Annotated in this window: 10 protein-coding genes; 3 read left to right on the plus strand and 7 right to left on the minus strand. The window is 75.8% G+C overall.

Annotated features, from left to right (window positions below; genetic code table 11):
* Nucleotides 1–130: 130 nt before the first annotated feature.
* The 3 genes from OG335_RS32675 to OG335_RS32685 all read left to right on the plus strand — a co-directional run bounded on the left by OG335_RS32675 (nt 131) and on the right by OG335_RS32685 (nt 3,057).
* Nucleotides 131–1,210 carry a Gfo/Idh/MocA family oxidoreductase gene (locus tag OG335_RS32675; RefSeq protein WP_405014744.1) on the plus strand — a complete coding sequence of 360 codons (1,080 nt, stop codon included), beginning with the start codon at nt 131–133 and terminating at the stop codon, nt 1,208–1,210.
* Between the two features lie 114 nt (nt 1,211–1,324).
* A complete protein-coding gene (locus OG335_RS32680) occupies nt 1,325–2,080 on the plus strand; it encodes a hypothetical protein (RefSeq protein ID WP_405014745.1) in 756 nt (251 codons plus the stop codon).
* Between the two features lie 380 nt (nt 2,081–2,460).
* On the plus strand, nt 2,461–3,057 hold the full coding sequence (locus OG335_RS32685; protein ID WP_405014746.1) for a hypothetical protein: 597 nt from the start codon (nt 2,461–2,463) through the stop codon (nt 3,055–3,057).
* Between the two features lie 61 nt (nt 3,058–3,118).
* On the opposite strand, the gene OG335_RS32690 is transcribed toward OG335_RS32685, so the two are convergent.
* From OG335_RS32690 to hypA, 7 genes are all read right to left on the minus strand, one after another.
* Nucleotides 3,119–3,745: a histidine phosphatase family protein gene (locus tag OG335_RS32690; protein ID WP_405014747.1), complete on the minus strand. Its 627-nt coding sequence runs from the start codon at nt 3,743–3,745 to the stop codon at nt 3,119–3,121.
* Between the two features lie 284 nt (nt 3,746–4,029).
* Complete coding sequence (gene hypE / locus OG335_RS32695) at nt 4,030–5,103, minus strand: hydrogenase expression/formation protein HypE (RefSeq protein ID WP_405014748.1); 1,074 nt, start codon at nt 5,101–5,103, stop codon at nt 4,030–4,032.
* Nucleotides 5,096–6,220, minus strand: a complete 1,125-nt coding sequence (gene hypD, locus OG335_RS32700; RefSeq protein ID WP_405014749.1) for a hydrogenase formation protein HypD — start codon at nt 6,218–6,220, stop codon at nt 5,096–5,098. The genes hypE and hypD overlap by 8 nt, the downstream gene beginning before the upstream one ends.
* A complete protein-coding gene (locus OG335_RS32705; protein ID WP_405014750.1) occupies nt 6,217–6,603 on the minus strand; it encodes a HypC/HybG/HupF family hydrogenase formation chaperone in 387 nt (128 codons plus the stop codon). The genes hypD and OG335_RS32705 overlap by 4 nt, the downstream gene beginning before the upstream one ends.
* Before the next feature lie 14 nt (nt 6,604–6,617).
* The gene (hypF, locus tag OG335_RS32710; RefSeq protein WP_405014751.1) at nt 6,618–8,945 is read right to left on the minus strand and encodes a carbamoyltransferase HypF; all 2,328 of its coding nucleotides are present in this window, start codon (nt 8,943–8,945) and stop codon (nt 6,618–6,620) included.
* On the minus strand, nt 8,942–9,748 hold the full coding sequence (gene hypB, locus OG335_RS32715; RefSeq protein ID WP_405014752.1) for a hydrogenase nickel incorporation protein HypB: 807 nt from the start codon (nt 9,746–9,748) through the stop codon (nt 8,942–8,944). Before hypB ends, hypF begins: the two co-directional genes overlap by 4 nt.
* A gap of 6 nt (nt 9,749–9,754) precedes the next feature.
* A complete protein-coding gene (hypA, locus tag OG335_RS32720) occupies nt 9,755–10,126 on the minus strand; it encodes a hydrogenase maturation nickel metallochaperone HypA (protein ID WP_405014753.1) in 372 nt (123 codons plus the stop codon).
* Nucleotides 10,127–10,214 lie beyond the last annotated feature (88 nt).

Here is a 10,214-nt window from a genome sequence, read left to right on the forward strand (position 1 = left end):
GCCCAGGCCCCGTCGAGGCCCCCGCCACCGTCCTCCGCACCGACGGCACCACCGGCGGGGCCGGCCGGCGCCCGGCGGCGTGTGCCGGTACTACAGTGACCGGTCGGGAAGATCACGCAGGAGGCGACCGGTGCACACACCAGCGACGTTCGGCATCATCGGCAGCGGCTGGCGCGCCGGGTTCTTCGCCAGGCTGGCCGCCCTCCTGCCCGACAGGCTGACGCTCGTCGGCGCGGCCGTCCGGCGCCCCGAGGCTGCCGAGGAGGTCCGCCGCACCTGGGGCGTGCCCGCGCACCTCTCTCCGGCCGAGCTCGTCCGTGCGACCCGGCCCGACTTCGTCGTCAGCGCGGTGCCGTGGGCCGTCAACGCGGCCGTCGTCGCCGAGGCCGTCGAAGCCGGCACCAGGGTCCTCTCCGAGACACCCCCGGCCCCCGACCTCGACGGGCTGCGCGCCCTCTGGGCACGGGTCGGCGACCGGCAGGCCGTCCAGGTCGCCGAGCAGTACCTGCTGATGCCCGGCCACGCCGCCCGCCGGGCCGTCGTCGAACGCGGCACGATCGGCACGCCGACCTCCGTCCAGGTGTCCTCCACCCACGGCTACCACGCGGTCTCGATGATCCGCGGGCTGCTCGGCACCGGGTTCGAACCCGTCACCGTCCGGGCGAGCCGACACACCGCGCCGCTCGTCGACCCGCTGACCCGCGCGGGCTGGACCGGCGACGACACGCCCAGGCCCGCGACGACGACCCTCGCCACCCTCGACTTCGGCGGCCCCTCCGGCCTGTACGACTTCACCGACAACCAGTGGCACAACCGGCTGCGCCTGCGCCGCATCCTCGTCCGCGGGAGCCACGGCGAGATCGCCGACGACACCGTCGTCCGCCTCACCGCGCCGGAGACCGTCCTCACCTCGACGCTGCGCCGCTCCCAACTCGGCCACGACCTCAACCTCGACGGCCACGACACCGAACACATCGCCCTCGACGGCGAGGTCGTCTACCGCAACCCGTTCGTCGGACTGCGGCTGATGGACGAGGAGATCGCGATCGCCTCGCTGCTCCTCGCCACCGCCGCCTGGGCCCGCGACGAGGGCCCCGCGCCGTACCCGCTCGCCGACGGCTGCCAGGACCACCTGATCGGCCTCGCCATCGACGAGGCCGCGGCCGGCGGCGGCACGGTCGTCACCTCCACGGAGGCCTGGGCCCGCTGACCGGACCGGCAGGCGCAGGCCGGCCACGGCGGCACCGCAGGTGGCCTACGCTGACGCCGTGCCGGCGACGGCCCACCCGCCCGTTCCGCCGGACGACGCCCCGCAGGAGACGCCGTGCACCAGGACCCCCGCGCAACTCCGCCGTACGGCAGCACAGTTCCGGGCCCGGGTGTGCGACGGCTGCTCGGCACGGCCACGCCCGCGGCCGGGGGCTGCGCGGTCTGCGACGGCCCGCTCGACCCGCGCCGGGACGACCCGGTGCCCGGCGTCCTCGTCGAGGGGCCCACCGGTGCGCAGCGCCGCGCCCTGCTCACCCACCCCGCGTGCGCCCCGAGCCGAGTGTGGGCGCCGACCCAGCTCGACGCCGCCCGGGTGGCGGCGGGCCGGGCCCCGGCGGGCGGGCCGGTGACCTCCGACGACCGGCCGCGCGCCGAGGACGTGCTCGTCCCCGCCATGTCCGGCGGGCCCGGCCACGTCCAGCCCGCCGCCGTCCACCACCCCGGCGGACCGTACCCGCACGGCCTCCTCGGCCACCTCGCCGACCGCCTCACCGAAGGACTGCCGCCGCTCGACATCACCGGTGCCGTGCCCGCCGAGGAACTCCCCGGCTGGACGGTGCACGTGGTGTCCGGCCGCATCCACGCCGTCACCTACGACCACGGCGCGGCCTTCTGGTGGGCCAGGCCCGGCGGCGTCGCCACCTCACGCGAGTGGCGGCGCGCCGCGCACACGACCGGGGTGGTCCGGTTCGTGGTGCTGCCCGGCGGCGAGGGCACGATCGCGCCGGAGGACATGGCTGCGCTCGGACGGGCCGTCCGCGACGGACTCGTCCTCGGCGGCATCGCCCGGCTGAGCGGCACCGTGTACTGACCCGCGCCCTGCAGCGGCGGTCCCGTGTACGGGCCCGCCGTACCGGAGCCGTGGGGCCGCCGTACCGGAGCCGTGCAGGGGCCGTGCAGCGGTCGGCGACGGTGCGGATGCCGCTGCCGGGCGGGTGCGCAGGATCGCGGCATGACGCTGCGAAGGCGGCTGGCACGGGACACCCGTCGGGGGAGGCGGGGCGGGCCAAGGATCATGTCACCGCCCGCGGCCGTCGCCGGACGTGGGTTCGGGGCGCACGGCCACCCGGTGTCGCCCCGGCGGCCTATCGTGGTCGGAGGGCGGTGCGTGCGGGGCGCGTCGCCGAGGGGGAGGGGACCGGCGTGCTGTATCTCGGCGTGCTCGCAGTCGTTGTCGTGTTCTGTACGGTCATGGCGGTCAGGGCCGCCGGCCTCGCACGCCGGGTCGGACGGCTCCGCAAGGCCATGAGGGCGCTCGCGGAGCGCCCCGGCTGGGAGTTGACGTACCGGTTCCGTGAGCCGGGCGGCTCGCACCGGCGGCACTACCCGTGGATGCGCGCCGGCTGCCACGTGGTCCTGACGGCCACCGAGGGCCACCGGGCCGAGGCGACGGTGCTCGTCAGGCGGCACGAACGGGACGACGAGTACTGGCTCGCGGTGGTCTACCCGCTGCCGGAGGCCTGTCGGCACCTGCGGCTGGAGCGCGGCTGGAGCGCCGCCGCGGTCGGCGTCCGGTCGATCGGGCCCGGCCCGTACCTGCCGCTCGCCGACGACCCGGCCGCGCTGGACACCCGGCTGCAGGGCACCGACCTGGTGGAACGCCTCCTCCGGGCGGGCGCCCCGGCCGTGTCGGTCATCGGCGACGAGGTCTGCTTCCTCTACCAGCCGCTGCCCGAGGGCGCCGACCTCGCCCGGCACCTCGACGAGCTGGCCGCCCTGCTGCCGACCGTCACGGCGACCGCGCTGCCGCTGCCCGCCGACGAGGAGGCCGACGGGCCCGGCGCCTGACCGTCCGTCCGGCGGCCCGGCGGGGCCGCCGGACGGGGACACCGCGGCCCGGCCGGGCTGCTCAGCGGAAGGTCACCAGGTCGCTGCGCCCCCGGCCGTGCAGGTACGCGTGGTCGTTGAAGCTCAGCAGGTGCGCGCCCCGGCGTCCGACCACGACCGTGGTGACCGAGGCGTTGACGGTGATCCGGTTGAGGGCGACGAACCCGCCGGGTCCGGGGCCGAGGAGGCTCGCGCAGATCGCCGCGACGACCCCGCCGGAGGTGAAGACGAGGCCGCTCTCGCCGCTCGCGAGCCGGCCGGCGAGCTCGTCGAGTGCCGCCCGCGCGCCGTCGCGGAACGCCGGCCAGCTGCCGTCGGGGTCCTGCGCCCACCGGGTGAGGGCGGTGTCCAGCCGGCCCTGGAAGTCGGGGCCGTGCGCCGTCCCGTCGAGCAGCGCGAGGTGGTCGTACTCGTTCCAGCGCGGGTCCTCGATGGCGGGCAGGGCCAGACCGGCCGCGGCGGCGGCGATCGCCGCGGTGTCGCGCTGGCGGACGAGCGTGCCCGTGCCGATCGCGGTGATCCGGCCCTGCCGGCGGTGCAGTTCGCCGCCGAGCAGGCGGGCCTGCTCGCGGCCGAGCTCGCTGAGCACGTCGTAGTCGGCGGCGTGGGCGGAGGCCTGGCCGTGCCGGAGCAGGTGGACGGTCGGCACGCGTCAGCCCGTCCCTGCGGTGCGGCGGGACGGTTCTCCGGCGGCGCGGACGGCCATGCAGGGCTCCTTACCCGTGAGTACGACCGGTTTTCTACCGCACCCGGCCGTCACCGGCAACCGTCGCAGGCCCGGGCGCCGCCCGACCGAGACCGCCCCGCCCTTCAACCGTCGCAGGCCCGGCCGAGACCGCCCCCGCCCTTCCCGCCCGACCCGGCGGGATGCCGGCCTGCACGGCCGCGCTCCTGCCCGGCGGCCGGTGGTTCCCGGCCGCCGGACCGGCGGGCTCAGCAGATACGGGGGAGCTGCTCGCCGAGCGGCAGGTCCACGACCCGGGTGCCGCCGAAGGGCGTCCGGGCGACGACCATGCCGGGGTGCTCGGCCACGCACTCGCCGATCACCACCGCACCGGAACCCCGCGGATGGGCGCGCATCGCGGCGAGCACCGCGTCCGCGTGCTCCCGCGGCACGAAGGCGAGGAGCTTGCCCTCGTTGGCGACGTACATCGGGTCGAGGCCGAGGATCGCGCAGGCGTTGGCCACCTGGTCCGGCACCGGTACGCGCTGCTCCTGCACGACCACGCCGACGCCGGCCGCCGCCGCGATCTCGTTCAGCGCCGCCGCGACGCCGCCCCGGGTGGGGTCGCGCAGCACGTGCAGGTCGGGGGTCGCGGCCAGCATCGCCTCGACCAGCCCGCCGAGCGGCGCGCAGTCGCTCTCGATCTGCACGCCGAACTCGAGGCCCTCCCGCACGCTCATGATCGCGACGCCGTGCAGGCCGATCTCGCCGCTGACGATCACCACGTCGCCGGGCCGCGCGCGCTGCGGACGGATGTCGACGCCCTGCGGCACGAGCCCGATCCCGGCGGTGTTGAGGTAGACGCCGTCGCCGCGGCCGGCCTCCACCACCTTGGTGTCGCCGGTGGCGACCTCGACGCCCGCGGCTCGGGCGGCCGCGCCCAGCGCCTGCGCGATGCGGCCGACGACCGAGGTCTCGACGCCTTCCTCCAGGATGAAACCGCAGCTCAGGTAGGAGGCGCGGGCCCCGCTCATGGCGAGGTCGTTGACGGTGCCGTTGACCGCCAGGTCGCCGATGCTGCCGCCGGGGAAGAAGAGCGGGCGCACCACGTACGAGTCGGTCGAGAAGGCCAGCCGTGCGCCGCCCAGGTCGACCACGGCGGAGTCGCCCAGGCCGGCGAGGATGCTGTTCCCGAAGGCGGGGGCGAAGAGGTTCTCCACGAGTTCGGCGGACATCGCGCCGCCGCCGCCGTGGCCCATCACCACCCGGGGGTGGTCCCGCAGCGGCAGCGGACAGGTCCAGCCGGAGAAGTCCGGCGCGGTGAGGGTCTCGGTGTCAGCCAACGGGGCTCGCCTCCCGGGGGACGGCCGGCGTACCGAGCCGGCGGTAGAGGTAGTAGGCGGCGCAGGCGCCCTCGCTGGAGACCATCGTCGCGCCGAGCGGGTTGCGCGGGGTGCAGTCGGTGCCGAACGCCTCGCACTGGTGCGGCTTGATCAGGCCCTGCAGCACCTCGCCGGCGCGGCACTGCGCGGGCTCGCGGGTGGTGATGCCGCCGACGTCGAAGCGGTGCTCCGCGTCGTGGTCGCGGTAGCGCTCGGAGAGCCGCCAGCCGCTCGCGGGGATGACCCCGATGCCGCGCCAGGCCCGGTCGGTGACCTCGAAGACGTCCTCCAGCATCGTGCGGGCCGCCGGGTTGCCCTCGGGCCGCACCGCGCGGGCGTACGCGTTCTCCACGGTGTGCTCGCCGCGCTCCAGCTGGCGGACGGTGCGGCGGATCCCCTCCAGGATGTCGAGCGGCTCGAAGCCGGTCACGACGATCGGCACGCGGTACCGCTCGGCGAGGGCCGGGTACTCGTCGGTGCCCATCACGCTGCAGACGTGACCGGCGGCGAGGAAGCCCTGCACGCGGCAGTCCGGCGACTGCATGATCGCCTCGATGGCGGGCGGCACCCGGACGTGCGAGACGAGCATGCTGAAGTTGCGGATGCCGTGCTTGCGCGCCTGGTACACCGTCATGGCGTTCGGCGGTGCCGTCGTCTCGAAGCCGATGCCGAAGAACACCACCTCCTTGTGCGGGTTCTCGCGGGCGATCCGCAGCGCGTCGAGCGGTGAGTACACCACCCGGACGTCACCGCCCTCGCCGCGCACCCGGAACAGGTCGCGGCCGGTGCCGGGCACGCGCAGCATGTCGCCGAAGGAGCAGAACACCACGTCGGGCCGGGAGGCGATCTCCAGCGCCTTGTCGATCACCTCCAGCGGCGTCACGCAGACCGGGCAGCCCGGTCCGTGAATCAACTCGACCTCTTCGGGCAGCAGTTGGTCGATGCCGTGCCGGATGATGGTGTGCGTCTGGCCGCCGCACACCTCCATCAGCGCCCACGGGCGCGTCACCGTCGCCCGGATGTCGTCGAGCAGGCCGCGGGCCAGCTCCGGGTTGCGGAACTCCTCCAGGTACTTCACCGCTCCACCCCCTCGTGCGCCGCCGGACCGCCCTGCGCGGCCGAACCGCCCTGCACCGCCGACAGGCCCTGTGCCGCCGGGTCGTACTCCGCCGGGCCAGTCGCCGGGCCGGCCGCCGCGCCCGCGGCCGCCTCCCACGGGTCGCCGAACTCCTCCTGAAGGAGGCCGAGTTCGGCGAAGAGGTCGAGTGTTTTGCGGGCCGACTCCTCGTCCAGCCGCTGCAACGCGAACCCCACGTGCACGATCGCGTACTCACCCACCCCGAGGTCCGGCAGGTACTCCAGGCAGACGTCCTTGACGACGCCGCCGAAGTCCATGACCGCCATCCGGGCGCCGTCGCGCTCCTCGATCTCCACCACTCTGCCGGGCACCGCCAGGCACATGGGCACGTCTCCTCTCAGCGGGCCGCCCGCGCGGCCACCATCAACTGGCCGAGCGCCAGCCCTCCGTCGTTCGGCGGCACCCGGTGGTGCCGCAGCACGGTGAATCCGTCCGCCGCCAGGGCCTGCGCGCAGGCCGAGGAGAGCAGGGCGTTCGCGAAGACGCCGCCGGTCAGCGCGACCGTGGCGAGGCCGTGGTCCGCCCGGGCCGCGCCGCACATCCGGTGCACCAGGTCGGCGACCGCCGCATGGAACCGCGCCGCGACCAGCCCGGCCGGTGCGCCGCCCCGCACGTCGGCCACCACCGCGGCGAGCACGGGGCCCGGGTCGGCGATCGACGGACCGTCGCCCGTGCGCAGTTCGAAGGCGTAGCGGTCGGACGCCGGCACCGGGCCGTACTCGGCGGCGGCCGCCTCCAGCTCGATCGCGGCCTGCGCCTCGTAGCCGGACCGGTGGCAGATCCCGGCGAGCGAGGAGACCGCGTCGAAGAGCCGGCCCATGCTGGAGGTCGGCACGCAGTTGACCCCGCGCGCCAGTTGCCGTTCGAGCACCGCCGACTCGCCGTCGCCGCACGCCCGCACGCACGGCAGATCCTCCGACCGGGCGATGCCCGCCGCATGCAGGTGGGCCAGCGCCATCCGGTACGGGCGCTCCACCCCGGCGTCGCCGCCCGGCAGTTGGGCGTAGCGCAGGTGGGCGAGGCGGCGGGCGCCGGCGTAGTCGGCGAGCAGCAGCTCGCCGCCCCAGACGGCGCCGTCGTCGCCGTGGCCCGAGCCGTCGAAGGCGACCCCGAGTACCGGACTGCTGCCGTCCAGGCCGTGTTCGGCCATGGCGGAGCAGACGTGCGCGTGGTGGTGCTGCACGCGGTGCACCGGTCGTCCGGCGGCGATCCGGGTGGCCGCGCCGACCGAGCGGTAGCCGGGATGCCGGTCGGCGGCGAGGAGTTCGGGCCGGGTGCCGGTGACGGCGCCCAGGTGTTCCGCCGCCGACCCGAAGACGCGCAGGGTGGCGAGGTCGTCCATGTCGCCGATGTGCGCGGACAGCCACGCCTGGCGGTCGCGGCCGAGCGCGAACGTGTTCTTGAGGTCGCCGCCGACGGCGAGCGCCGGGCGCACGGGGATCGGCAGCGTCAGCGGCAGCGGGGCGTACCCGCGGGAGCGGCGCAGGGTCAGCAGGCCGCCGTCGACGACGCGGACGACCGAGTCGTCGCACGGCACCCGGATCGCCCGGTCGTGCGCGAGCCAGCCGTCGACGAGCGGGGCGAGGCGGTCCAGTGCCTCGCGGTCGTCGGTGACGATGGGCTCCCCGGAGCGGTTGGCGCTGGTCGTGACGAGCAGCCGGGGCCCCGGCGGATCGCCCGGCAGGCCGAACAGCAGCCGGTGCAGCGGCGTGTACGGCAGCATGACGCCGAGGTCGGGGCTGCGCGGGGCGACCGCGTCGGCCACTGGTGCCCGGCCGCCCGTGGCGGCGCGCAGCAGCACGATCGGCCGCGCGGGGCAGGTGAGGGCCGCCCGTTCGTCGGCGTCGGGCCGCAGCGGGTGCAGGGCGGCGAGGTCGGCGGCCATCACCGCGAACGGCTTGTCGCCGCGGTTCTTGCGCCGGCGCAGCTCGGCGACGGCGTGCGGGTCGGCGGCGTCGCAGACGAGGTGGTAGCCGCCGATGCCCTTGACGGCGAGGATCGCGCCGTCGGCGAGCATCCGCCGGGCCCGCGCGAGGGCGGCCTCCCCGGCGCGGGCGGCCCGGCCCGGCTCGGTGAACGACAGGGTGGGGCCGCAGGCGTGGCAGCTCAGCGGCTGCGCGTGGAAGCGCCGGTCGGCCGGGTCGGTGTACTCGCGGGTGCACCGCGGGCACAGCGGGAAGCCCGCCATCGTGGTGTTGGCCCGGTCGTAGGGCAGTGTGGTGACGATCGTGAAGCGCGGCCCGCAGTTGGTGCACGTGATGAAGGGGTGACGGTGCCGACGGTCGCCCGGGTCGGCGAGTTCGGCCAGGCAGTCGTCGCAGGTGGCCACGTCCGGGGGGATGGCGCCGCGGCGCGGACCGGTGGCCAGCGAGGGGGCGATGGTGAACCCGGCGGCGCCGGTGGCGGCGAGCGGCTCGTGCGCGACCTCGGCGACCTCGGCGAGCGGCGGCGCCTCGGTCCGCACGCGGCGGCAGAACGCGTCCAGGGCGTCGGCCGGGCCCTCGATCTCGGCCAGCACGCCCTCGCCGGTGTTGGTGACGTGTCCGGCGAGGCCGAGCTCCGTGGCCAGGGCGAAGACGAACGGGCGGAAGCCGACGCCCTGGACGACGCCGTGGACGGCGAGCCGTCGGCGTTGCGGCGCGGTCGCCGTCTGGCCCGTCGTCACGACAGGCTGCCCACCGTGCCGTGCTCGTGCGGTGCGTGCTCGTGCGGCCCGTGCTCGTGCGTGTGGCCGTCCCCATGGACGTGCCCGTGCCCGTGCCCGTGTCCGTGGTGCGACGGTGCGGCGGCCATCACGGGCCGGTGCACGGGCGCGCCGTCGAGCACCGCGAGCGCCCGGTCCAGCAGCACCCCCTGGCCCTGCCCGGTCCGGACGGAGGTGAAGACGACCTCCACCCCGGGGTTGACCCGGGCGACGTTGGCGAGGAACCCCGCCCGGTCGAAGTCGACCGCCTCCGCGAGGTCGGTCTTGGTGACCACCACCAGGTGCGCCAGCCCGAAGGCCGTCGGGTACTTGAGCGGCTTGTCCTCGCCCTCCGTGACCGAGGCCAGGGCCACCCGCAGCGACTCGCCGAGGTCGTACGAGGCGGGGCAGACCAGGTTGCCGACGTTCTCGACGAAGAGCAGCCGGGTGTCGTCCGGCAGCCAGCCGGCGAGGTGCCCGCGGAGCATGTCCGTCTCCAGGTGGCAGAGCCCGTCGGTGAGCACCTGCTTGACCGGGGCTCCCGAACGCGCCAGCCGTAGCGCGTCGTTCTCGGTGGCGAGGTCGGCGGTGAGCGCCGCGACGGGGATGCCGCGTTCGGTGGCGAGGGACAGCTCGGCCTCCAGCAGCGCGGTCTTGCCGCTGCCCGGGCTGGAGAGCAGGTTGACCGCGACCGTGCCGCGGGCGGCGAGTTCGGCCCGCAGCCGCTCGGCGTCGGCGTCGTTCCTGGCGAGTACGGCCTGGTGGAGATCGAGCATGCGGCACATGGGCGTTCAGCCCTCCTGGACGTAGGCCGGGTGGTCGTCCCACTCGGCGCCGATGATCTGCAGCTCCCGGCCGGACAGCAGGTCGACCTGTCCGGTGGTGCAGCGGGGGCAGGTGAGATCGGGTGGCATGCCGACGGCCCATTCGGTGTCGCACCCGGTGCAGCGGGCGCGGGCCCGGACCGTCTCGGTGATCAGCTCCGCGCCGGCCACGACCGTGTCGGTGCAGGCCAGTTCGAAGCTGAAGGCCAGTGCCTCCGGCACCACGCCGGCGAGTTCGCCGACCTGCAGCCGGACGCGCCGTACGGCGCCGGCGCCGTGCTCGCGGGCGGCCTGCGCCACCTGCTCCACGACGGCCGCCGCGATGGACATCTCGTGCATCGGCCTCACTCCCGGGGAGGGTCCACAGCGGGTCCAGTACAGGGTGCGGCGGCGGCGCGGGTCCGAAGCCGCGCCGCCGTCGCACCGG

Origin of the sequence: Kitasatospora sp. NBC_01539 (genome assembly GCF_045040525.1) — a bacterium.
Lineage (GTDB): Bacteria > Actinomycetota > Actinomycetes > Streptomycetales > Streptomycetaceae > Kitasatospora.